Source organism: Wolbachia endosymbiont (group A) of Oxytorus armatus (assembly GCF_964027005.1).
Classification (GTDB): domain Bacteria; phylum Pseudomonadota; class Alphaproteobacteria; order Rickettsiales; family Anaplasmataceae; genus Wolbachia; species Wolbachia pipientis.
In genome coordinates, this window is the sequence record NZ_OZ034719.1 from 17,071 (window position 1) to 41,536 (window position 24,466).

Sequence of the window (24,466 nt, forward strand, 5' to 3'; positions counted from 1 at the left end):
CTAATTAATTTTATTATTCCTCAGCCTTTTTAGGTAGCACTGAACTTCATCGTTAATCTGATTACTAAACAGTATAAGCGCTGTCATGTTGATGAGAGCTAAACAAGAGAATAAAGTTCCACCGATATTGGCAATAGCCATTATATCTTTAGAAAGACCAGAGAAAAACGCCACAATTATTACCGCTATGCGGTATATCACTATACTTTTTGCACCGAATAAATATAGCCACCCCATTTCACAACAATATACAAACGAAATTACTGAAGAAAATGCAAACAAAGGAGCAGCTACTGTTAGAAGGATAGGAAACCATGGAGAAACTGTCTCAAATGCTTTGTGAGTAATTAATATTCCCTCACCAACACCTGTTTGGTATGCACCTGTTATTACTATTGTTATTCCTGTTAAACAGCAAATTAACATTGTGTCAAAGCATGGTTCTATCATAGCGACTAGTCCAGTTCTTACTGGTTCTTCATCTTTAGTTGTTGCATGAGTAATTGAAGCAGAACCAACACCTGCTTCGCTGGCAAAGATTGCCCTTTGAATTCCAGCAACAAATGCTCCTACCATCCCTCCGCCAACAGCATTGAAATCTATCATAGTGGAAAATAATATTTTCAACGTATAACCAAGGTTATGAATATTAAATGCAATAATAATAATACAACTAAAGATATATATAAGTGACATAATAGGCACTAGTGCAGAAGATACTCTAGCTATCCTTTTAATTCCGCCAATAATCACTAGAGCAAGCAGCGCAGAAATTATGGAAGAAAGAAACCAAGAGTGACCATCTACCCAACTTGAATAGCCAGATAATATTGAAACCATTTGGTTGGTTTGAAACGCTACACTTCCACCAAGACCTGATAATACAAAGAATACTGCATACATGGCAGCCAGCACAATACCAAGTTTTTTAAATCCAAATTCCTCCAGACCATTCCTTATATACTGAAAGGGACCACTAAACAATTGGTCCTGATCTTCTGTTCTATGTCTAAACGCCAACGTTACCTCAGCAAATTTTGCTGACATACCAAAAAAACCTGTAATCATCATCCAAGGCACCGCTCCTGGTCCACCCATTGAAACTGCAATTGCGACTCCAGCAACAGTTCCAAGGCCTACTGTGCTTGAAAGTGCAGTCATAAATGCCTGAAAATGCGTAATATGACCATCATGGTGATTCGTGTCATATTTTCCACATAAAATAGCAAACGCATGCTTAAACATTCTTATGTTGAGAAATCCAAAACGTAATGTTAGAAACACATAACCAAAAACTAGTAGAAGGATTATAAATGGCACGTAAAGGATCTTGAAAAACAGTACTTCATTCATGAAGTTATTTATTCCATTCAACACAGCGTCATAACTTTCGTAAAAACCTGAAGCAGCGTACACATCATTAAACAATAGGCAAAATAACACCATACAAAGCAATCTATAAATCATGTTAATACCCTTTAGAATTGTAATAAGAATCTATTGTATTCAAAACTTCCCTTCTTAGTAGATATATTGCAACAGCATTTGGAATCATAAGGCACATAAACAAACTGTCACCTAGATAAGATATAAATTCTATATTCTTTGACATACAGCTGATATACACTGAAACCACTATAAGAATTTGGAACGGTATCAGTATTTTTTTACTACCAAATAAATACAGCAAAGCAACTTCACAGTAGTAACAATAAGCTATTATTGTGGAAAATGCAAAGGAAAACATCATTAGCGGAAAAACTAACTTGCTGAACAAGGGCAAAGCTGTTGAAAATATCGAACTAATTAGTGTAATATCACCCACGTTATCAGTGCTATGCATACCAGTGATAATTATCACAATACCAGTCAAAAATGAGATTAATATTGTGTCTATAAGTGGTGCAATCATTGCAACGCACCCAACTTTAATTGGATCTTCTTCTTTTACAGCTGAATGTGCTATAGCTGCTGTTCCGGTACCTGCTTCGTTAGCAAACACTGATCTTCTCACTCCGGCTATTAATCCGCTCAATACTCCGCTTCCTATAGCTGATTTATTGAAGATATCTTGGAATATTATGGATAGAGCATTCAGCAAATTACTTCCGTTTACATAAATTAAATATATACACATACCCACATATAGCACTATCATAATTGGTGTTAAGCTCGTTGAAACGAAAGCAATGCGCTTTATTCCTCCCAATATTACAATAAAGACAAGCAGGGATATAATAATGGATGCGTTGTATTCTAGGAGGTTATTTGATAGTGCTGCTATTTGATTTGCTTGAAATGGTATACCGCCCAAAATCATTGCAATAAGTAGCATAATCGCATAAGTGAAGGCAAGAAATCTACCAGTTTTTGCAAATCCAATTTTTGCAAGCCCGTACTTCATGTAATAAAAAGCCCCGCCAGTTGTATTTTCAGAGCGATAAGTAAATGCAAGCACCACCTCGGCAAACTTTATCGACATACCAAGTATTCCGGTAATTACCATCCAAAAAACTGCACTTGGGCCCCCTATTGTGATAGCTATTGCAACTCCTGATATTGTTCCAAGACCAACTGTTCCTGAAATTACTGTTGCAAACGCTTGAATATGAGTGATTATGCCATTGTTGCTGTTATTACACTTTAGATTGAATAGCGTCTGTATTCCATATTTAAGTAACCTAAAGTTAATGAATTTGAACTGGGCAGTACAAAAGATTCCAGTTGCAATTACCCAAATAATTATAAATGGAATGTTGAATATCTTTATATACAGAAATGAATTTAATAGTTCACTTATCTTCAAAATCATGCAGTTTTCTATTTTTTGTTAGCTAACGAGTTTTATATGTAAAATATATGTAAAACCCGATGCTTATTGGAATAGTAAGTGTATACACTATACCTAAAATTGGTAGAGTCATCCAGGGCTTACTGATGAAAAATACAATAAGTACTCCAAAAAATGACACAAATATATAGGATAGGCTTTTGGGAATATAAATATATTTTGCAGAGAAAGTTGGAATGTGACTTATCGAAAAAAATGAAATGGCCAGAAAGTAACAAGCTACGTTTCTTGTGTTAAAAAATCGCTCTATGAGAAGTAAGTATTCACTCTCATGAGATTGAAAGGTAATAATTATTGGTAACAAAGAAAGTAAAGCACACACTGGAGCTGGAACACCAGAAAAGAAAAATTTTTCCCAGTATGGTTGTTCTGAGTGTAGCGAAACATTAAATCTTGCAAGTCTTATTGATATGCAGATTACGTATATCATTACTAAAATCCAACCTATGACTTTGATTTCGTTTAGCTTCCAAAAATACAAAAGAAATGCAGGCGCTGCACCAAAATTTAGAAAATCTGCAAAAGAATCAAGCTGAGCTCCAAAATCGCTAGTTGATTTTAGAATTCTAGCTATTCTGCCATCCATTCCATCTATTATTGCTGCAATGATGATAAAAATTACTGAGAATTCCCATTGTTCATTAAATGTAAATTTAAGTGAAGTGAGACCAGAACATAAACCCAATAAAGTTATAAAGTTTGGGAATAATTTAGTAATAGGTAAGAATCTACTGTTACTTCCATCGTTATTCATATAACGTCAAAAGTAAGCTTCTCTTGAACGTTTTCCTTATTTAAGTTTGCTATAATTGTTTCACCACCAATAACAGTTTGCCCTTCTGAAACTCTGACTTCTGTATCAGCAGGAACGTAGATATTCACTCTACTGCCAAACCTTATAATTCCAAACCTTTCACCTGCTTTTACGTTCTGGGATATTCCTAAATTACAAACGATACGACGTGCAATTAATCCAGCTATTTGCTCCACAATAATTTCTTTCCCCTTTTCGTATTCAATTACAATAACCTGCTTTTCATTTTCATTACTAGACCTATTGCTCATTGCGGATACAAACTTGCCTTTTTTATAACTCATTTCCTTTATCGTACCAGATATTGGTATACGGTTCACATGGACGTTCAAAACACTTAAAAATATGCTAACAAGCGTAAACTTCTTCTCCTCTCCGTTTTCTGCTGATAAAGGATAATTAACTTCTTCAATTTTTGAAATCACACCATCAGCAGGACTTAATATAAGATTCTTATTGTTTGGCACAGCTCTTGCTGGATCACGAAAGAAATAAGTACACAATAATGTCGGAAACAAGCACGTAACGCCAAACCCCCAAGATATAGAGAATGCTATACACGTTACTATAAAGGAAACTACTATAAATGAATAACCTTCCCTGTTTATATTAGGTAAACCAAAACACATAATCTTATTAACAATAACCTATTGTTAACAATTTATCATTTATAATTTCTCATGAAAAGCTTTTTTTAACTGCTTCAGCAAAGTCTTTTTGATACAAGGTAACATTACAGATTGTTATATTAGCACATAGAATTACCGTCATACTGTAACAACCCGTCCAACACAAAATCTAATGCCTAAGTTTAGATCAGAAAACTGATTCTTCTAAAAGTTGCTCACTATCCTCGTCTATTATGATAGAATTATCATGATTTCTGAGTAAATCTCTGATTTTCGTTTCTATTTCATTTGCGACTTCTTTGTTTGTTTTTAGGTAAGTTTTTACATTCTCTCTTCCTTGCCCAAGACGTGTGTTGTTATATGAATAGTAAGCGCCTGCTTTTTCAAGCACACCAAGCTTTGCTCCCATATCTATTATTTCTCCGAGTTTTGATATACCTTCATTGTACATTATATCAAATTTCGCTTCTCTAAATGGAGGAGCAACTTTATTTTTTACAACTTTAACTCTTGTTTCATTACCTGTAATATTTTCTTTGTCTTTTATTACACCAACTTTTCTTATATCAAGCCTTACAGAAGTATAGAATTTTAATGCATTTCCACCCGTGGTAGTTTCAGGATTTCCATACACTACTCCTATTTTCATACGAATTTGATTAATAAATATCAATATACAGTTCGCTTTTGAAACGGCAGAGGTTAGTTTCCGTAGCCCGTGACTTAGAAGCCTTGCTTGCAGCCCCATGTGTTGATCACCCATATCACCCTCAATTTCAGCTCTTGGGGTTAACGCTGCAACAGAGTCAATAACTATCACATCAACCGCACCGGAACACACTAAATACTCAACAATATGCAACGCCTGCTCTCCAGTGTCTGGTTGTGAAATTACTAAATCATCAGTGCTTACCCCAAGTTTACGAGCATATAAGACATCCAATGCATGTTCTGCATCGATAAATGCGCATGATCCTCCTTTTTTTTGTGCTTCAGCAATCACGTGCAAGGCAAGAGTGGTTTTACCAGAACTCTCGGGACCAAATATTTCAATTATACGCCCTTTTGGCAGACCTCCAACACCTATAGCCGAATCAAGCGCAATTGATCCTGTGGATATTGTGTCTATTTTTTCTACAGGGTTTTGCTTCAACTTCATTATTGCACCTTTACCGAATGCTTTTTCAATCTGGCTTATTGCGTTATCTAGCGCTTTTTGTTTATCACTATTTCTTTCTTCTGGGTTACTTGCCATAGATCATTTATTAATTTGTATAATTCTCTATGATAATCGAACGCGAATAACCTGCCAAGGTTTTTCTAGTATTTATGTATTATTTCAATGAAAAATATTAACGTTTTCATAAAGCAGATATTTGTTTGCCTTCGTTAGTAACACACTATACTTTAGTGTACGAACGTTGCAATTTGCAGCATAGCAGTTGGTGTCATCCAAGTAGCCAACACTGAAATGACTAAATTCGAAATGGCTACATGAATTTATTGTAAATTACTACCGTATAAGGTGCAATGCAACAAAGCCATTCCAGTGTCAGCTACTTGGATGACACCTCTTAGATGGGTCAGCTACTCAGATCTGCCATGCAAACTGCAACCCTAAATGTTGGAGCACTGTCATACACTAAGCGCTGTAATAACAATTTTAGTCGCTTCATACACTTATCATGCTAGTCATAACAGAAATAATTTTTACCAGAGATATTTATAAAATAATTGACATAGTTTGGAAATATGTATATTATAGAACATTAATAGTTAGTTAATTTGTAGGTGTAATGTAGCTAGAAATGTTTTGAATGAAAATGAGTACCACGCTTTAAAGCAGTTGTTTTTAACATTTAATATTCAAAAGGAGGATGTGGTAAATTCTGACATTAAGAATATTAAGAAAAAGCTTAGTCAACAATACCGTAAATTATCGTTAAAATATCACTCAGATAAAAACCCAAACAATAAAGAAGCGGAGGAGAAATTTAAGATTATTGCATTAAATAAGCCATTTTTTGAAGAATTTATAATAGAGCCATTGGAGAAAGGTCTCAATAAAAGAATTACGCGGTAAGTTGTGGAGTCGCAGTTATGAAGAATTGCAAAAATACTTAGATGATAAGTGCAGAAATAAACTCTATAATAAGCAGCAGTCAATTAACAATAATGTAACTGCTTATGTAAAATATTCTTCTTATTCAAATCTCTTAGGAGCGTCGAACAAGAAAAAAATCTTGTTAAACCGGAAAGAAACTATTTCTTCACTTCCATAGCAATTTTTATATATAATTTATCAAGAAGTACTTCTGCAGTTATAACCGACTGATCAATGGTGCTTAAGTGCCCGTTTAGGAGCGTGGTTTTGGAGGAACGGTTAAACCACTGATGGAGTCTATTATGACTACCTCGATTAGAAGATTGTATAATCTAACCGTCCCAAGCTTAAGTGCTTCTCCATTATAAGTTATAGTAGGATAATTACCATGATAAAGGCAAAAAGTAAACTAGAAATAGTGAATCCTGATACAGCAGGAATTGATATCGGCTCAGCTGTACATTATGTATGTGTACCTGAAGGAAGAGATGAACAACGTGTCAAAAAATTTGGATGCTTTACAGTTGATCTTCATAACTTAGCAGGGTGGTTAAAGAAATGTAAAGTTAGAACAGTAGCTATGGAATCAACAGGAGTATATTGGATTCCTTTGTTTCAAATACTTGAGTCATATGGATTTGAGGTAAAATTGGTAAATGCACGATATATTAAGAACGTGCCTGGTAGAAAATCCGACGTTCAAGACTGTCAATGGTTACAACAATTACACAGCTATGGATTACTCCATGGGTCGTTTAGACCTGATGATCAAATGTGTGTGTTGCGTAATTACGTTAGGCAACGTAGCAACCTGATTGAAAGTGCATCCACACATATTCTACGTATGCAAAAAGCGTTAATTCAAATGAACGTTCAATTACACAAAGTCATAAGTGATATTACTGGAGTGACCGGTATGCAAATTATCAAAGCAATAATTGAAGGTGAAAGGAATCCTGAAAAATTATCAGAATTGAGAGATGTACGGATAAGAAATGATAGATCTACCATGGCAAAAGCGCTAAAAGGCGACTACAGAAAGGAACTCTTATTTGTGTTAAAGCAAGAATTTGAATTGTATAATATTTATCAGGAAAAAATAGCAGAATGCGACAAAAGCATCGAACAATATTACAAAACATTTGAAACAAAATCTGACGAGAATAAGCGATGCAGCAAAATAAAGAATAGGTTTTCAAAAAACAGACCAGACTTTCCTTTACACGAAGAACTGTATAGAGTAACCGGTATTGATTTTACTAAAGTTCCTGGGCTTGATGTGCTAACTATACAAACAATTATCTCAGAAGTTGGTTTGAACCACGATAAATGGCCATCAGAGAAGCACTTTACTTCTTGGTTGGGGCTAAGTCCTGCTAATAAAGTTACAGGGGAAAAAGTATTTGGGACGAGAACTCGCAAAGTTATTGCTCGTGCTGCAAATGCTTTTAGGATGGCTGCCCAGTGTGTGTCAAGAAGCAACAGTGGGATTGGTGCATATTGCAGAAGGTTAAAAAAACGACTAGGAGCACCGAAAGCGATTACCGCTACGGCTAGGAAATTGGCGTGCATTTTTTATAGTATGCTAAAGTATGGACAGGAATATGTAGAGAAGGGCATTGATTACTATGAAAAGTTATATAAGGAAAAAATAGTGAAGACTCTAAGCAAGAAAGCTAGTGAATTTGGTTGTGTCTTGATTAAAAAAGAGCTACTAGCAGAAAGAGTTTCTTAGAAGTTCTTTTAGTATCCTTCACATCAATTGCATTTTTAATAATTAATGGTATTTCTTCTAATGTACCAATAGCAGTAGGTTTTCTTGCTCCCTTGTTAGCAGGATCTATTTTGAGTCTAGCTGTTAAGAGCATTTATACTAGAAATGGGAAAGAGTTTAATCATCAGACTAATATTTTATTATTGTTTAACTTTGACCAAGAATGCGAAAATTTTTCAAAGAGTGATAGGACTAAATTAAAGTGGCTAAAAAATTCAGTTATTTTGAGCAACACAATCTGTACATCTTTAATGTTTTTCGGTGTGGGATTAGATTTAGTTGCCAACGGCTTTGGTATAACTAACTCTATGATGTTATCCGGCTTATTACTTTCATTACCATTCACGCTTTTAATTGTTACTTCACCTATTTTAAATGCTGCAAGTAATTATATTCTCAAAAAGACAGCTATAAATTCAATTGAGGAGCAATTTAAAGGTGATGATCAGTTTATAGAAGTCGATAACGAAAAGCCAAGCAGTACTATGAGCAATCAAAGTTATTTCCCCATCGGTCAGTTAATATCATCAAAGTTAGCTATTCTCCATAGCGAAGTCTCTAGCTAGGAACAATGAGCCACAGATTAGTATGGTTTTGACGTTTTGGGTAGAGGCTTTTAATATGTGATTTGATATTGCATCGCCAATTGATTCACATTCAACTGCTTTTATTCCTATGTTATTGGCTTTTTCCCTAATCAAATTTGTATTTGTTGCTTTAGGTTCAGACTTAACACAAACCGCACATAGTAGCTTGATATATGGCTTTAAGTGCTCTAAGAACTCTTCCACATTTCTGTTACTAGTAACACCAAAAACCATATAAATACCTTCAGCAAAATTATCTTTTACCCACTGAGATAGTACTCTAGCAGCATCATTATTGTGTGCACCATCTAAAAATAATTGCCAATCTTTCGGTAGTAGGAAAATTAAATTACCTTCTTTTATAGACTCTAGCCGTGCAGGCCAATAAGTGCACTGTAAACCTGAAGTGATATCCTCTTCTCCAATATCAAATTCATACTTTCCACTTAAAATACTACATGCTGCAATAGCATTGCCTGCATTAATCACCTGATGATCACCCTTTAAAGATGGCAAAGGAAATTCTATTGATTGAATAGCTGATTGAAAAACCATTTTGTTGTTCTTTTTTTTGCAATTCCATTCAAGACCTCCTCTATACAAGGGAGATTTCTTATTTATTGCGTGGTGTTCTAGCGTGTTCACTATAGATTTTTCTTGCGGTGCTATTACGCAAGGAACATTAGGTTTCATTATTCCAGCCTTTTCACCTGCTATAATTTCTACAGTAGGGCCAAGATATTCCGTATGATCAAGTGCAATGGAAGTAATTATTGTTAAAATCGGATTATCTATAACATTTGTTGCATCAAGCCTTCCACCCATACCCACTTCAACTAAAGTTATATCGGCTTTATGACGAGAAAAAGCTAAAAAAGCTGCAATAGTTGCAGCTTCAAACAGAGTGATAGGTTGTTCTGCAATTACTGCACGACATTCTTCTAATAAGCTATATAATTCATTATCGTCGATATAGCTGCCGGCTATCACTATCCTCTCATTAAAACTCACTAAATGTGGAGAAGTGTATGCGTGTACCTTATACCCTGCTGCTTGCATTATATATCTTATAAATGCTAGTGTTGAGCCTTTCCCATTAGTTCCAGCTATATGAATTACGGGAGGCACTTTTTTCTCGGGGTTATCTAGTTTGCTAAGAAAGCCTTTTATGCGATCAAGAGAAAAATCATTCGGCCTGCTACCAAGTGGCTTAGGCCAATGAGGCATATATATCATGGATTGTTATTGCATTTTAATTCAGCTATAACGCTTGCTATGCCATGCGTGTCGATTTTTTCACTAAATTGATAACGTTGATTAATAGCAATACTTATTCCACTCATTACAACATCACTTATCAAGAAAGAACTGTTATTTTTAGTAACTTTAAAATCAATATTTGTAAATTCTTCATCACCGTAAGAAAATCTTGTACCAATTAAGCAAGTTTCATCGTCAACTGCTTTTGTACTCATTATGATCATTTCACTATCATGCATGTATTTATATAAAATTTTAACGCACAAACGCGTAAGATACACTTCATACTCTCTTAAACAATCTTCTTTTTCTTTTTGTTTAACTAAAGCCCAATGTTTTCCTATGACGAATTGCGATATTCCTTTGAGGTTAACATTGTTTTGAATGACCTCCTGAAGCTTTTTTTGCACACATTCCCGGTTTTTTTTATTCTCCTTTGTAGATATACCATCCACTTGTTGCTTCATAGTATGCACAAAAATTTTGTGATCTGTACAATTAGTGTAAGCACTTGAAGAAATTACAATAAAAACAATGATAGTTAAAACTTTAGTAATGTTCATAAGATATATTTATTAGCTATGATACTTAGAATGCAAAGTTTAATAAAGATTAAATAATAATCGCTAGCTTTAATATATCTATAGACACACCTTGTATAAATCATCTACAATTAATTAAGGGTCTGTTCTATGCGTTATGAGTTAAGTTAAATTTCCCGAGCGATAATTTCTAGTCAAGGGAATTGCCTCTGTTAATTTCGTTGAAATTGATACGCGATGCCCACCTTAACTTTAGTCTCAGGAATCTACTAAGGCTGACGGTAGATACGGATCCTATTTTGATTGGTTTAACATTTATGCTTCATCAATACAAAGAACAGAGTGTTTTCCTATGTTTGCCTAATGAAGTATTCCAAATTGTAATTGATGTTGAAAGGTATCCTGATTTTGTTCCTTGGTGCAAAGCCGTTTATATAAAAGAAAAAATTAACAACCAAATGGTTGTGGATCTCCTCGCAGCTTTTCATGGAATTAAAGGTAGATATACATCAGAAGTTACTTCTCTTTCTCCAAGTGGAACAAATGAAGGTTGGATAAAAGCTGTATCATCAAATGGAATATTTAAACATCTATACAATGAATGGCAATTCATTCCCATAGATGAAAATAAAACTATGGTAAAGTTTTATATAGAGTTTAAGTTTAAGTCCAACTCATTTTCCACTTTATTAAACTCAGTATATAAGTATACACAAAGTAAAATAATTGCTGCATTTAAAGATAGGGCTGAAAGCCTTGCTAAACAAAAGTTATCTTGACATTATTAATATAAATGTATAATTTTTTTTAGTAAGTTAAGTGTTTATATTGTAATGATTTTTAGACTATTGTTTTTATTAATTTTCATAAGTGTTAATTCTTATGCAGTTGTTAAGCAAGATTTATCCGATAACCAATACATTCAAAAAAAACCCAATGAAATAACATCAAATGAGCTATTATCGCCATTACCTAATGATAAATTATTAGGAGATCCAAAAGCACCAATTCTAATGATAGAATATGCTTCATTAACTTGTTATCACTGCTCTCTTTTTCATAGGAATGTTTTTCCTAAAATTAAAGAGAAATATATAGACACAGGTAAGATGTTATATATATTTCGTCATTTTCCTTTGGATTACAGAGGGCTAAAGGCTGCAATGCTAAGTCATTGCTACGAAAAACAAGAAGACTACTTTAATTTTAACAAAGCTGTTTTTAACTCAATAGATTCGTGGAATTACTACAATTTAAGTGATTTGACTTTACTACAAAGAATTGCTGCACTAAGCAACTTAAAGCAAGATGCATTTAACCAATGCATTAATGATAAGAAAATAATGGATAAAATCGTAAATGATAAATCACTGGCAATTAATAAACTTGGTATCACAGCCACTCCAATATTTTTCATCAAGCTTAACGATGATAAATCATATATAGAGCATAATAAAGTTAAACATGGAGGGTATAAAGAGCTGAAATATTTCACTAATGTGATAGATAAATTATATGGAAAAGCTATAGTGAAGTAATACCACTGTAGCTTACCATATAAAAGACTCTATGCTGAGTCATTGTTTTTCACTACTGTTTGTTGTTTTTTACGCTCAAACTCTCTTTTTTTACTGTGCCAAGTGTAGTAATACATAGCGATTTTATTCTCTATTAATACTATTGTCCCATCATAAAACTGAACCATATCCATAACTTTTCTCTGAGCTTCATCAAAACGTTCTTTATACTTTTCACGATAAGCTGGATTATGTAGTAACATAACCCCTTCATTCTTGTTAGATTTTTTGTTTAACGTTTCAACTTTACCAGCAATAGTATAAGACATATAACCCCCTCTAATTGATTATAAAAATTATATTTTAAAAAGAGAAATGCGCATAAACAATCCCTTGAATTCTAGCATAATAATCAACTGTTTATTATACTAGTTAACTATAGTACGATATATAATAATTTTTGTCACTTAAAATTTTATACTATGAAATAATAACTTAAAATAAATGTTTTTATTATTTTAAACTATATTATTATATTTATAAATTGTGTATGAATTAAGTCTCCCTAATTTATAATATATGCGTAATAATTTTAGTATAAAATTGTCATACATAAGAAATCTATTTGCAAAAGAATATAAAAAAATAGAAGAATATTGTATTCTTGAAAAAAAGCAACATATTCAAATTGGCCCTGAAGAAGGAAAGCTATTAAGTTTATTTATAAAAATCCAAAAAATCAAAAGTATTGTTGAGATTGGCACGTTATACGGTTACTCGTCGATTTGCATGGCAAAAGCTCTACTAAAAGACGGTCATATATATACAATAGAAAATAATCCTCAACACTCAAGAATAGCAAAAAAAAATTTTAGTGCTTTTAATCTAAGTGATAAAATTACTCTAATAGAAGGCGATGCACTGGAAAAAATTAATGAATTATCAGCAAAAGCACCATTTGACATGATATTTATTGATGCTGACAAAAGTAGTTATCCTAAGTATTTAGATTGGGCAGAGTCATACATTAAACAAGATGGGCTAATCGTTGCAGATAACACTCTACTGTTTAACACAGTATTTTTAGAATCGCCTCCAAAAGAAGTATCAGAAAAATCATGGCATGCCATGAGGGAGTTTAATAATAGATTATCAGATGAAAAAAAATATTTCTCTATATTGATTCCAACTGATGAAGGAATGACTGTAGCTTTAAAGCTAACATAAGTTAAAAATCAAGGTCAGCATAATGTTTAGGAGGGATTAAACCAGAAATCCTCTCTAATAATATCTCACGAAAACAAGGCTTTGATTTAACAATGGAGTACCATTCTTTTAAAATTTTACTTTTTTCCCATGGAAAACTACTTACATAATCCATTACGGAAATATGCGATGCTAAAGTAATATCAGCTAAAGTGAACTTATCAGTTGCAAGCCAAACGTTCTTGTTAATTAAGTGTTCGATGTATTCCATATGGCAAGGCAGGTTATGCTGAGCTGCATGAAGAAATCTAGAGTCAGGGCTGCGGTTAGTAATTACTTTTTCATTCATAATATACTTAGTAACTTCATTGTAAAATTTGTTATCGAACCAATTGATTAGAGCGCGTATTTTAGACTTAATAATAGTGGATGAACCAAGTAATTTGACGTCGCTATTGTAAGTCTCTTCTATATATTCACAAATGGCATTACTATCCGCTATTACAAAGTTATTATCTATTAACACTGGTACTTGCCCGGTTGGATTGATCTCCATAAATTCATTCCGCTTTTCCCACGGATTTTCATACACTAGATCACAGCCTAATTTTTTTTCTTTTAGAAAAGCTCTAACTTTTCGTGAAAATGGACAAAGAGGAAAATGATATAAAATCATAATGTTCCTCTTTTGTTATACCAATATCCTTTTTTTGTTACTCTATGGCTTGACCTACAACTGTACGAACTTTCTTTGTAGTCCACAGAAGTTTGCGTAGCAGGTAGTGTCATGCAAGTAGCTGACACTGGAATCCAGTTCTTGTTATACAATTGCCTAGTGCGCTCATTTACAGTTAAGTTTTCTGGATCCAAGTAGTCAAGCACTGGGATGACATCCTTTTCGGTAAAAATTGCTCTTATATCACAACATTCATACAGCTGTATGCCTAGGCACTGGGATGACATAAATAAGCGCTGAAATGACATAAATAAACATTGGAGTGACAATCTTGTAGTGACTTGCATGACAACTAACTTTTTGTTTACTTCAAAATAGCACTGTAAAAAATTTAACATATCAAATTATAGAGCTAATATAGGATATACCTTGCTAAATAAAAAAAAAAGTATAATATTTTATAAGGTATGCAGGCAAAAACTCTGTAATTTGGTCAGATCAGAAATGAAGCAGCCATATCAGAACCTTTTTGGGTTGCATACCTATTTCATTATTTGTTTTATCCGAGGCTATGAATATAGCATTAAAACATCGTCCTAGTAGCTTCAAAGATCTAGTAGGTCAAGATATATTAGTGCGTGTATTAGAAAATGCTTTTATTTTAAACAAAATCCCACAATCTATACTGCTCTCTGGTAGTAGTGGAGTTGGTAAAACCACCACTGCAAGGATAATAGCTTTATGTTTGAATTGTTCCCTGGGGCCAATTTTTGAACCTTGCGGATCATGTGAAAATTGTCTAGCAATAAAAAATTCAAGCCATCCAGATGTAATTGAAATCGATGCAGCAAGTCACACTAGCATTGACGATATTAAAGTAATCCTGGGAGATATTTGCTATTCACCTATAAGCTCTAAATTCAAAGTCTACATTATAGATGAAGTACACATGCTATCTAGCAGTGCATTTAACGCATTACTTAAAACCCTAGAAGAGCCACCATCTAGTGTAAAGTTCATTTTAGCAACTACGGAAATAAAAAAGATACCAATAACTATTATTGCACGTTGTCAAAGATTTGATTTACACAACATTCCTGTAGCTAAAATAGTGGAACGTTTAAATGATGTTGCACAAAAAGAGAGTTATTCCATTGAAAAGGGAGCATTAGAATTAATTGCACGACACTCTGGAAATTCAATGCGTAACGCCTTGTTTTTGATGAATCAAGCAGTGCTATATAGCAAAGATGGTGCAATATCCACTAAAAATGTGACAGACATACTTGGCCTAGTGGATAAAGATATTATATTCGATCTATTAGGGGCAATATTAGAAGGTGATTTACAGAAAGCTCTATCAGTGTTTGACAAGGCGGTAAAAACAGCAAACCCACTTAGTATTTTTGAAGGTCTATTGCAAACAATTCAGTTAGTATGCCGTTTTTTGATTACAAAAGAGATTGATAATGCAGTTACAGAGCATGAAAAGAATAGGATAAAAGATTTAAGTATAAAGAGATCTTTAATATTTTTTTCGAGATTGTGGAAGATGTTGCTTAAAGGTATTCAAGATATAAAAACTTCAACATGCAACGATGTTGCTGCTGAAATGATGTTAATTAGCCTCTGTTATCTTTCTGATCTGCCTTCTCCGGAACAGGTGATCAAAAAAGTTCTTTCGCAGAATGTAGAGCAAGGAAATAGACAGGGCAGACCTGTTGCACCTTCCCCCTCTGTCATCCAAGTAGCTGACTACTCGGATCCAAAAAAATATGTGGAAAGTAAACAACAACCCCACTCTGTCATCCCAGTGCGTGACACTGGGATCCATGTGGAAAATAAACAACAAAATTACGATTTTGATAAGATTTTGCAACTATTAAGGCGAAGTAACCAAATTTATCTTTACAAACAACTGTGTAATAATCTACAATTAATAGATTGTAAACCTGGATATTTAAAATTAAAAGCTGTATCTAAGTTGGATAGTAATTTTTGCAATGATTTAAAAAATTACTTAAACCAGGTGACTCAGCAAGAGTGGGTTATTGCAGTTGATACAGGTTATATAAACAGGGAAGTGAGTAATTTAAATTATGCACCTGCAGTTAAGGATATCCTTGACACGTTTAAAGGTGCAAAAGTAGTTAATATAGAAAATAAGGAGTAAGTTGTGGATTTTAGTCAAATAATGAAACAAGCGCAAGAGATGCAAAAAAAGCTTGCAGAAGCTCAAGAAAAATATGTTGGAAAAGAGTTTCAAGGTATTTCTGGTGGTGGCAAAGTTTCTGTATTAGTGGAAGTCATAAAAATAGGTAGCTATAAAGCTAAAAAGGTGAACATAGACTTAGAACTTATGAGAAATGAGGAAAAAGATATAGTAGAGGATTTAGTAACAGCAGCGTTTAATGATGCCGTTAAAAAAGCAGAAGAAGATATGGCGAATGCAACTTCTGATCTTGCAGGTATGATGGGTTTACCATCTGGGTTTAAACTTCCTTTTTGAATTTACTACTGAAGTTTCTTTTAGTGTAAGTATTTTTTTTCTAATATTCCCAACGCTAGTACTTCTTCATATAATGTACCTATACTAGCATAGCCCTACGTCATACCGTGATTCATTCCACAACTGTACAAACATTGCAATATGGCACATAGTAAACGATGTCATTCCAGTCTGGAATCCAGCCTTGCCGTAATCTCATCAAGAACATTGTGTTTTAACATAAAACGGCTACTTTTATGCTTACCAACTTAATAAAATTCCTGGATCCCAGACTGGGATGACAAGAAGATGGTACTTGGATAAGAGGCATTGCCCTCCTGGTAGGCCCAAATTGCAATGTTCGTACAGTTGTGGATTTCTCATCCGCTAACAAGCAGCGAGATGACGAGGTCTTTCGATAGTAAATCTTACCTGTGTTAGCTATACCAAAAAATCAAAAGTCGTATTTATTCATTAATAAAATCTTTGTCTTCTCCTAAAAATTAGTTAAAATGTAGAATATTTTGTGTTATTAAGTTAGCACTTGACTTAACTTTAGTTGTTACTTAGACTGCTAAAGTGGAATTTTAATTTTTTTTACGAGGACAATTATGCATTATAAAAAGTTTTTTTCAGCAGCCGCTTTAGCAACGTTGCTAAGTTTATCAAACTCTGCTTTTTCAGATCCTGTTGGTCCAATAAGTGATGAAGAAACTAGCTACTACGTTCGTTTGCAATACAACGGTGAAATTTTACCTCTTTTCACAAAAATTGAAGGTATTGAATATAAAAAGGCCACAGACATTCATAATCCATTAAAAGCATCTTTTATAGCTGGTGGTGGTGCGTTTGGTTACAAAATGGACGACATCAGGGTTGATGTTGAAGGAGTTTATTCATACCTAAACAAAAATGATGTTACAGATGCAAAATTTACGCCAGATACTATTGCAGACAGTTTAACAGCAATTTCAGGGCTAGTTAACGTGTATTACGATATAGCAATTGAAGATATGCCTATCACTCCATACGTTGGTGTTGGTGTTGGTGCAGCGTATATTAGCACTCCTTTGAAAGACGCTTTAAATGAGCAAAAAAATAAATTTGGTTTTGCTTATCAAGCAAAAGCTGGGGTTAGCTACGACGTAACTCCAGAAATCAAACTTTATGCTGGAGCTCGTTATTTTGGTTCTTATGGTGCTAATTTCGATAAAACTGCTGGTGCGGCAGGTAAAGACAAAGGAGGACATAAAGTTCTTTACAGCACTGTTGGTGCAGAAGCTGGAGTAGCGTTTAATTTTTAGTCTATCTCAGTCTTGTTATCCCAGTGGGTTTTTTCTTGTCATTCAAGTAGCATGACACTGGGATCTAGAAAAAAGAAATGTGGATTCCAGTGTCAAGGCACTGGAATAACACTATTTGCTATGTGTTTAAGCTATAACGTTTACCATTGTACTGGTAGAATATCATCTAAAGTTACATAATGTTATCCAATTAGCTAACACTGCGGCCTACTGTCTCCAAGAAATTAGATGGAAAATTTGTACTTTTTTCAAATCAAAGCTTGAATTTTTGCTGGAAAATCAATATATTATATGCATGAAGTTTTAATTTAAGTTGTTATGTTGACCTCAATGGCAAACTTATGTGTCGATAGCAGAACCAATCTCATGCAATATATTGCTAGGGTGCAAAAATTTCCTATGCTGTCTCAAGAGGAAGAGGTACGATTAGCAAAAAATTGGAACCAATATAAGGATGTTTCTTCTGCTCATAAATTGATTACCAGCCATTTGAATTTGGTAGTGAAAATTGCAATGAAATTCAAAAATTATGGACTATTGTTGATGGACCTGGTCATGGAAGGAAATATGGGTTTAATGCATGCAGTGAAAAAGTTTAATCCTGATTTAGGGTTTCGTTTTTCAACTTATGCGGTGTGGTGGATTGAAGCTTCAATAAAAGACTTTATATTGAAATCTTGGTCGTTTGTGAAAATAGGCACAACGCAAGCACAAAGAAGATTGTTTTTTAGTTTACGTAAAATAAAAAAAAGAATTTTACAGTATACAAACAGGGAAACCTTAAATAATGAAGAAATAAAAGCAATATCTAATGAGCTTTCTGTATCCGAAGGAGACGTTCTGCAGATGAATTACCGTATGGCTTGTAAGGATCAGTCGCTAAACGATTGCATAAAAATAGGTGATGACTCTAAAAGGGAGCTACAAGATATGATCCCATGTAACTTGGTTAGTCAAGAAGTAACCTATCAGAATCATGAAGAAAAAGAATTAAAAGAAGCAATTTTAAACAATGCACTAGCGAGCCTCAACGAAAGGGCAAGAGACATTTTTATCAGTAGATATTTGTCTGAAAACATTCAAACTCTGGATGAACTTAGTAAAAAATATTGTGTTTCAAGAGAAAGAATAAGGCAGTTGGCTGAGCAGGCGATGGCTAAGGTAAAACAATATATACAATCTGAAAGTTTGAAATTTTGTTTGCATGCGTAGTTTTTTTATATTTCTAATATTTTTTTCGATAGACGCTTTTGCATCAGTTAGTGATGTGCAACTGAAGGAAAAATATAAAGATTGGCTCGTGTATACTGCATTGGAAGATGGAGAGAAAGTATGTTATATTGTATCCTATCCTAAAAAAAAAAGCGAATATTATACAACCAATCGCAAGCCGTATGTAATGGTTAGTTATGTTGATAAAAAAGCAGATGAGGTAAGCGTTACCTCTGGTTTTCAGTATGACAAGGAGCCTGTAGCTCTCAATATCGATAAAAAAATTAAATATACATTGCCTATAATACAGGGAAGTTTTGCGTGGGCAGAGCATACAAAAATAGATCAAGATCTCATTCTAAAAATGAAGCAGGGATTATCAATGGTAGTGAATGGAAAAGCAAAAACAGTAACCATTGATGATACTTATTCCCTACTTGGTTTTCAAAAAGCGTATCAAAAAATGCATGATTTATGCCATACAAAGTAAACTATTGTAACAGAATACCCAGCTATAGTATAAACTAGACTACTCTTTCAATGGAAATATAAATAGCACTTTACTTTATATGGGATGTGGATATCATTTAAAATATATTTTTGAGAGTTAGCAATGTCAGAGGTTGCAGGTGTAGATACAGAAATCAAAAAGCAAAATTCTGTGTGCGAGCAGATGCGTTTTAGCGTGAGCCGCACAAGTCTTTTAAATACATTATCCAGAGTAAGTGGAGTGGTTGAAAGGCGTAATGCAATAGATGTTTTGGCGTGTATAAATATCAAAGCACAACACGGCAGCATAAAATTAATGGCAACTGATCTTGACATTTCAATGTTTGCCTCACTTGCTGCAACCGTATTAACAGAAGGAGAAGTAAAAATTTCAGCGCATACTTTACATGACATAGTGAAGAAGTTACCCGCTGATTTGGATGTCAATTTTGAAGTAAACAACCAAGGAAAATTATTGATGTCTTGCGGAAATGCAAACTTTTCTTTACCGAATGTAGTTTCAAGCAGCTTTCCTGCTCTTGAAGAAGACAATTATAAACATGATTTTACTCTACTAAATACGGACCTGATAGACTTATTAACTAAAACAAAATTTGCTGTATCACTAGATGATACAAGATATAATTTAAATGGAATATATCTACATACAGATGAGCAATTTCTGTACTGCGTTGCAACTGATGGCCATCGTTTATCATGTATCAAGAGGCCAAAGCCTGGGAACATCAATGGCGAATTTGGTGTGATCATTCCACGTAAAACTGTTATGGAGCTGTTAAAAATATTGGACGATTGTAATGAAATTAAAGTAAAACTCTCAGACAGAAAAATCAAGTTTACATGCGGTGAATATATTCTAATATCAAAATTAATAGATGGAACTTTTCCAAATTATAAAGCAGTTATTCCAGCATCTCAAGATAAGCATATGATTATTGAAAGTAAAAAACTTTCAGATGTTATAGATCGAGTTTCCGTTGTTGTATCTGATAAAGTAAAATCTATTAAATTCTCACTACAAGAAAAGCTGCTAACTCTGCATTCAAACTCCCAAGAGTGCAGTGATGCAACTGAATCCATAGAAGTGGACTACAATGAAGCCCCTATAGAAATAGGGTTCAACTCGCGTTATTTACTTGATGTTCTATCCTGCATAAAAAATAAATGTAAGTTTAGCTTGGCCGATGGTAATAGTGCTACAATTATCACTGATGAAGATGATTCAAGTGTATTATATGTAGTGATGCCAATGAGAACTTAAACTCGTCATCTCGCTGCTTGTTAGCGGAATCTGGAGATACCGCGGCGGTATGGCACTTATTTCACTAGCTTTTATTAAATTAGTAATCTATCTTTACCAAATATAAGCCAAAAGGTGGTGCAGTAACTCCAGCGGCATTTCTTTTGCATTGGTTTAATATATTTAGCATTTCTTGCGGATTGGTTCTATTTTTTCCAAATTCAACTAAAGTACCCACAATAATTCTCACTTGGTTATGTAAAAAGGAAATAGCAGATATTTTGATGTGTATATGATTCCCGTTTTGTATTATATCGATATCATCAATTGTTCTTATCGGATTTGCGGCGTGACAATCTTTTGAACGGAAACTTGAAAGGTCATGTTTTCCAAGTAGATGTTTAGCAGCTTCACGCATAATATTTACATCAAGTGGGCTAAACACTTGCCATACATAACCCGTCTCCAGAGCGGCAGGAGCATAGCGATTAACTATTCTGTATTCGTAATATCTTTTTTTTGCTGAAAACCGTGCGTGAAACGCATCATCTACAACTTCCGCATTAAGCACAACTATAGGAATTGATTTTAAATGATAATTTATTGCGTTTCTTATTCTATAAAGCTCAAATTCCTTTTCGATATCAAAATGAGCAACTTGTCCTAAAGCATGAACCCCTGCATCAGTTCTGCCACCACAGTACAAAGTAACTTTCTCACCACTAAAATTAAATATAGCATTTTCTATCTTCTCCTGGATTGAGTTAGCAGAGTGTTGCTGTTTTTGCCAACCAGAGAAACTACTACCATTATATTCTACCGTTATTTTGTATCGCACTGCATTACATCAAGCTCTATCTAAAATAGTCATTTTCTATCTTAACATAATTTATGGTCAAGCCTACAGTGCTGCCACTCCCATAAAGTAGTTCGTCCAATCTTAAATCTTGCTGCCACTGCTTCTCTGCTTTCTCCTTCGTCTAGCGCCTCCATTGCTTTTTTTCTTAAATCATAACTATATGCTGCTGGCATTCAACCTCCTTATCATTATCTATCCTTATCACATCCGGACTTCTATGAAAAGAGCTATAAATCGTGAAAAAGAACTGCTCATTAAGTGCTATTTGCTTAATAAATTTACTGACATTGGTATGGCTAAATTCGAAATGGCTACATGAATTTATCGTAAATTATTACCGTATAAGGTACGATGCGACAAAGCCATCCCAGTGTCAGCTACTCGGATGACACCGTCATAAAGGAACCAGTGTTAGCTACTTGGATGACAACCATTGTGCTTGAGGCAAAATTGACTATCACTTCTTTTTATAGAGCTTGCTCCAAACTTTGTTGTTAGTTAATACAAAAAACACTGTTAAAATTATAAAATACGCCACTACTTTTAATCCAAGTTTATGCCGGCGCTCTAATTCTGGCTCTGCTGCCCATTGTAAAAAATTTATCACATCATACGCCATATTTTCAACTGTGGCTTGCCTTGCACCATCATATTCCACCATTCCTTCAGAAAGTGGTGGCGCCATAGCTAATCTGCCTGTTGGAAAATACGAATTAAAATATAAATCATTTTCATCGTGTTCGCCGTTTTGATAGCCTGTTAACAATGAATAGACATAATTTGCACCATCATGCCTTGCTTTAATAATTAATGATAAGTCTGGTGGGACTGCACCATTGTTGCTTGCTGCAGCTGCTTCTTTTGTATCAAAAGGCGCAATAAAATAATCCGAAGGTACTCCAGGTCTGTCAAACATTTCACCCAAATCATTCGGACCATCTTTAACTTGATAAGAAGCTGCTATTTGTTTTACATCTTCTTCAGAAAAACCGACATCTTGCAAATTACGAAATGCTACCCTATTCATTGAATGACAAGCAGCACAGACTTCTTTATACACTTTATAGCCACGCTGAATTGACTCTCTATCGAAAGATCCGACAATTCCATCAAATTTCCAGTCTATTTTCTTATTTGGTGATGATTTAAATTCTTCTGCAGATATAAGACTAGATAGAAATAACATGCAGAAGATTGCAAATACATTAGATCCCATGCATAACCACTGTTTTAGTAAATTTCGAATTGATGTCATGCAAGTAGCTGACACTGGAATCCAGCTTATTTCATCACTGACATTATGGTTATCATGCACTCCTAGAATCTGTTGTCCATTGCATGATTTGTAAGTATTTTTATACCTGGATCCCAGTGTCAAGCACTGGGATGACAACGGAAGATAGTGGAATGACACTGTGTGTTGTATACAACGTTCATACAATTGTGTACATGATGCTGGAATCCATTTATTTTTTTTCTGGATCCCAGTGTCAAGCACTGGGATGACAAAAGAGGGCTCTGGGATGACAGAGAATTTTGTAAGAGATCTGCTTTGAATTGACATCACCTCATCTCCGGCACAGAATCACTTAAGGTTTTTGGTGGTTCTTTTGGCTTTTCATACTTACTAAGCAGTGGTAAAACTATCACAAAGTATGCAAAGTAATAAAGAGTAGATAGCCTACTCATAGTGATGTAAGGCTCTTTTACCTCTTGTCCTCCAAGCCAGGCAAGAAGTACAAAATTTATTGCAAAAACCCAAAAAAATTTCTTAAACACCGGGCGATAAGCACCACTTTTAACTTTTGATTTATCAAGCCAAGGTAACAAAAACCACACTAAAATAGACGCAAACATGGTAAGCACACCAGTAAGTTTATCTGGAATTGAACGTAGCATTGCATAAAAAGGTAAAAAATACCACTCTGGCACTATATGTACCGGAGTGACCATAGAATCAGCTTCTATATAATTGTCTGGATGCCCAAGATAATTGGGAGCATAGAAAACAAATGCGAACAAAACTACAAAAAACAGACCAAAAGTTATGCAATCCTTGACTATATAATAAGGATAGAGAGGGATGGTATCCTTATCTGATTTTACCTCCACTCCACTTGGGTTACCAGAGCCAAACCTATGCAGAGCTATCACATGAAGCATAGCTAAAGCAATAATAACAAAAGGCAGAAGATAATGCAGAGCGAAAAAACGGTTAAGTGTTGGGTTATCCACTGAAAAACCACCCCATAACCATATAACTATTTTATTGCCAATTAAAGGTATAGCAGAAAATAAGTTGGTTATAACTGTTGCACCCCAGAAACTCATTTGTCCCCAAGGCAATACATATCCCATAAAGGCAGTTGCCATCATTGCAAAAAATATAAATATTCCAATAAACCACACCATCTCTCTCGGTCTTTTATAAGATCCGTAATATAATCCACGCATTATATGAACATAGACTACCATAAAGAAGAGCGATGCTCCAACAGCGTGAGTGTAGCGTATTAACCACCCGTAATTCACATCTCGCATTATGCGCTCTACACTATTAAACGCATAATCAACATGCGGAGTGTAGTGCATAGCAAGAAATATACCTGTTATTATTTGTAAAATCAGCGCTATACCAGCCAAAGAGCCAAAGTTCCAAGCATAATTTAAGTTTTTTGGCACTTGGTAAGAAGCAGTGTGTCTTAGAAAAGAAAATATAGGCAATCTATATTCTATCCATCCTAATATGCCTTTTTCTTCTTTTATTGTTTCTTTTTTGTTATCTTCCTGCATAACTTAAACCTTTCTGAACACATGTCCATTGCTACTTTTATCTTATTTTTTTATTGTAGCAACTTATCCTTTACGCACAAATAAAAACTTTAAAGCAATA

At 34.2% G+C, this 24,466-nt stretch carries 23 protein-coding genes, 2 other RNA genes and 3 pseudogenes; 14 read left to right on the top strand and 14 right to left on the bottom strand.

The features are described 5' to 3' along the window. From AAGD79_RS00080 to recA, 5 genes are all read right to left on the bottom strand, one after another. On the bottom strand, nt 1-1,467 hold the full coding sequence (locus AAGD79_RS00080) for an alanine/glycine:cation symporter family protein (RefSeq protein ID WP_155969383.1): 1,467 nt from the start codon (nt 1,465-1,467) through the stop codon (nt 1-3). A 1-nt stretch (nt 1,468) separates the two neighbouring features. After that, the gene (locus tag AAGD79_RS00085; protein ID WP_213863214.1) at nt 1,469-2,812 is read right to left on the bottom strand and encodes an alanine/glycine:cation symporter family protein; all 1,344 of its coding nucleotides are present in this window, start codon (nt 2,810-2,812) and stop codon (nt 1,469-1,471) included. A gap of 22 nt (nt 2,813-2,834) precedes the next feature. After that, nucleotides 2,835-3,605, bottom strand: a complete 771-nt coding sequence (locus AAGD79_RS00090; protein ID WP_015589351.1) for a CDP-alcohol phosphatidyltransferase family protein — start codon at nt 3,603-3,605, stop codon at nt 2,835-2,837. Then, entirely contained in the window at nt 3,602-4,294 is a 693-nt protein-coding gene (locus AAGD79_RS00095; protein ID WP_007548750.1) for a phosphatidylserine decarboxylase, read from the bottom strand. Before AAGD79_RS00095 ends, AAGD79_RS00090 begins: the two co-directional genes overlap by 4 nt. Before the next feature lie 187 nt (nt 4,295-4,481). Beyond that, a complete protein-coding gene (gene recA, locus AAGD79_RS00100) occupies nt 4,482-5,549 on the bottom strand; it encodes a recombinase RecA (protein WP_341811382.1) in 1,068 nt (355 codons plus the stop codon). Nucleotides 5,550-6,158: 609 nt separating this feature from the next. Between recA and AAGD79_RS06930 the strand changes: the two are divergent. From AAGD79_RS06930 to AAGD79_RS00115, 3 genes and pseudogenes are all read left to right on the top strand, one after another. Continuing rightward, a pseudogene (locus AAGD79_RS06930) lies at nt 6,159-6,293 on the top strand (DnaJ domain-containing protein); the annotation flags it as partial. Nucleotides 6,294-6,786: 493 nt separating this feature from the next. Continuing rightward, entirely contained in the window at nt 6,787-8,133 is a 1,347-nt protein-coding gene (locus AAGD79_RS00110) for an IS110 family transposase (RefSeq protein WP_341811129.1), read from the top strand. Nucleotides 8,134-8,225: 92 nt separating this feature from the next. Continuing rightward, entirely contained in the window at nt 8,226-8,738 is a 513-nt protein-coding gene (locus AAGD79_RS00115; protein WP_246484378.1) for a hypothetical protein, read from the top strand. Here AAGD79_RS00115 and AAGD79_RS00120 read toward each other — a convergent pair. Both AAGD79_RS00120 and AAGD79_RS00125 read right to left on the bottom strand, forming a co-directional pair. Continuing rightward, nucleotides 8,706-9,995: a bifunctional folylpolyglutamate synthase/dihydrofolate synthase gene (locus tag AAGD79_RS00120; protein ID WP_265043392.1), complete on the bottom strand. Its 1,290-nt coding sequence runs from the start codon at nt 9,993-9,995 to the stop codon at nt 8,706-8,708. The two genes, AAGD79_RS00115 and AAGD79_RS00120, sit on opposite strands and share 33 nt — an antisense overlap. Then, complete coding sequence (locus AAGD79_RS00125; RefSeq protein WP_341811384.1) at nt 9,992-10,582, bottom strand: ABC transporter substrate-binding protein; 591 nt, start codon at nt 10,580-10,582, stop codon at nt 9,992-9,994. Before AAGD79_RS00125 ends, AAGD79_RS00120 begins: the two co-directional genes overlap by 4 nt. A gap of 116 nt (nt 10,583-10,698) precedes the next feature. Between AAGD79_RS00125 and ssrS the strand changes: the two genes are divergently transcribed. The 3 genes from ssrS (at nt 10,699) to AAGD79_RS00140 (ending at nt 12,099) form a co-directional block, all read left to right on the top strand. After that, nucleotides 10,699-10,859: non-coding RNA, 6S RNA (ssrS, locus tag AAGD79_RS00130), on the top strand. 1 nt (nt 10,860) lies between these two features. Beyond that, complete coding sequence (locus AAGD79_RS00135; protein WP_341811385.1) at nt 10,861-11,340, top strand: type II toxin-antitoxin system RatA family toxin; 480 nt, start codon at nt 10,861-10,863, stop codon at nt 11,338-11,340. A 54-nt stretch (nt 11,341-11,394) separates the two neighbouring features. Continuing rightward, on the top strand, nt 11,395-12,099 hold the full coding sequence (locus AAGD79_RS00140; RefSeq protein ID WP_038199341.1) for a DsbA family protein: 705 nt from the start codon (nt 11,395-11,397) through the stop codon (nt 12,097-12,099). Between the two features lie 29 nt (nt 12,100-12,128). Here AAGD79_RS00140 and AAGD79_RS00145 read toward each other — a convergent pair whose 3' ends face one another. After that, nucleotides 12,129-12,407 (bottom strand): DUF2671 domain-containing protein, encoded by a 279-nt coding sequence (locus AAGD79_RS00145; protein ID WP_264705206.1) that lies wholly within the window; start codon nt 12,405-12,407, stop codon nt 12,129-12,131. A gap of 250 nt (nt 12,408-12,657) precedes the next feature. On the opposite strand from AAGD79_RS00145, the gene AAGD79_RS00150 reads away from it, so the two are divergent. Continuing rightward, on the top strand, nt 12,658-13,305 hold the full coding sequence (locus tag AAGD79_RS00150; RefSeq protein WP_010081993.1) for an O-methyltransferase: 648 nt from the start codon (nt 12,658-12,660) through the stop codon (nt 13,303-13,305). Nucleotide 13,306: 1 nt separating this feature from the next. On the opposite strand, the gene AAGD79_RS00155 is transcribed toward AAGD79_RS00150, so the two are convergent. Both AAGD79_RS00155 and AAGD79_RS06935 read right to left on the bottom strand, forming a co-directional pair. Then, nucleotides 13,307-13,960 carry a glutathione S-transferase family protein gene (locus tag AAGD79_RS00155; RefSeq protein ID WP_065094500.1) on the bottom strand — a complete coding sequence of 218 codons (654 nt, stop codon included), beginning with the start codon at nt 13,958-13,960 and terminating at the stop codon, nt 13,307-13,309. A 107-nt stretch (nt 13,961-14,067) separates the two neighbouring features. Beyond that, nucleotides 14,068-14,184, bottom strand: a pseudogene (locus AAGD79_RS06935) (WPE palindromic element domain-containing protein); the annotation flags it as partial. A gap of 236 nt (nt 14,185-14,420) precedes the next feature. Between AAGD79_RS06935 and ffs the strand changes: the two are divergent. The 7 genes from ffs to dnaN all read left to right on the top strand — a co-directional run bounded on the left by ffs (nt 14,421) and on the right by dnaN (nt 20,735). Then, nucleotides 14,421-14,510, top strand: an RNA gene (ffs, locus tag AAGD79_RS00165) — signal recognition particle sRNA small type. 21 nt (nt 14,511-14,531) lie between these two features. Further along, the gene (gene dnaX / locus AAGD79_RS00170) at nt 14,532-16,133 is read left to right on the top strand and encodes a DNA polymerase III subunit gamma/tau (protein WP_012673353.1); all 1,602 of its coding nucleotides are present in this window, start codon (nt 14,532-14,534) and stop codon (nt 16,131-16,133) included. 3 nt (nt 16,134-16,136) lie between these two features. Next, the gene (locus AAGD79_RS00175) at nt 16,137-16,469 is read left to right on the top strand and encodes a YbaB/EbfC family nucleoid-associated protein (RefSeq protein WP_010963017.1); all 333 of its coding nucleotides are present in this window, start codon (nt 16,137-16,139) and stop codon (nt 16,467-16,469) included. A 590-nt stretch (nt 16,470-17,059) separates the two neighbouring features. Then, the gene (locus AAGD79_RS00180; RefSeq protein WP_341811386.1) at nt 17,060-17,752 is read left to right on the top strand and encodes a P44/Msp2 family outer membrane protein; all 693 of its coding nucleotides are present in this window, start codon (nt 17,060-17,062) and stop codon (nt 17,750-17,752) included. A 318-nt stretch (nt 17,753-18,070) separates the two neighbouring features. Beyond that, nucleotides 18,071-18,964, top strand: a complete 894-nt coding sequence (locus tag AAGD79_RS00185) for an RNA polymerase factor sigma-32 (protein ID WP_041582625.1) — start codon at nt 18,071-18,073, stop codon at nt 18,962-18,964. Next, the gene (locus AAGD79_RS00190; RefSeq protein WP_265043401.1) at nt 18,957-19,454 is read left to right on the top strand and encodes an invasion associated locus B family protein; all 498 of its coding nucleotides are present in this window, start codon (nt 18,957-18,959) and stop codon (nt 19,452-19,454) included. The genes AAGD79_RS00185 and AAGD79_RS00190 overlap by 8 nt, the downstream gene beginning before the upstream one ends. Before the next feature lie 123 nt (nt 19,455-19,577). Continuing rightward, nucleotides 19,578-20,735: a DNA polymerase III subunit beta gene (gene dnaN / locus AAGD79_RS00195; RefSeq protein ID WP_341811387.1), complete on the top strand. Its 1,158-nt coding sequence runs from the start codon at nt 19,578-19,580 to the stop codon at nt 20,733-20,735. 79 nt (nt 20,736-20,814) lie between these two features. Here dnaN and truA read toward each other — a convergent pair whose 3' ends face one another. The 4 genes and pseudogenes from truA to AAGD79_RS00215 all read right to left on the bottom strand — a co-directional run bounded on the left by truA (nt 20,815) and on the right by AAGD79_RS00215 (nt 24,366). Continuing rightward, complete coding sequence (gene truA, locus AAGD79_RS00200; RefSeq protein WP_265043404.1) at nt 20,815-21,552, bottom strand: tRNA pseudouridine(38-40) synthase TruA; 738 nt, start codon at nt 21,550-21,552, stop codon at nt 20,815-20,817. A 71-nt stretch (nt 21,553-21,623) separates the two neighbouring features. Beyond that, a pseudogene (locus AAGD79_RS00205) lies at nt 21,624-21,746 on the bottom strand (IS630 transposase-related protein); the annotation flags it as partial. A 284-nt stretch (nt 21,747-22,030) separates the two neighbouring features. Then, nucleotides 22,031-22,789 carry a cytochrome c1 gene (locus AAGD79_RS00210; protein WP_010963022.1) on the bottom strand — a complete coding sequence of 253 codons (759 nt, stop codon included), beginning with the start codon at nt 22,787-22,789 and terminating at the stop codon, nt 22,031-22,033. A 347-nt stretch (nt 22,790-23,136) separates the two neighbouring features. Beyond that, on the bottom strand, nt 23,137-24,366 hold the full coding sequence (locus AAGD79_RS00215) for a cytochrome b (RefSeq protein ID WP_006280242.1): 1,230 nt from the start codon (nt 24,364-24,366) through the stop codon (nt 23,137-23,139). Nucleotides 24,367-24,466: the final 100 nt, after the last annotated feature.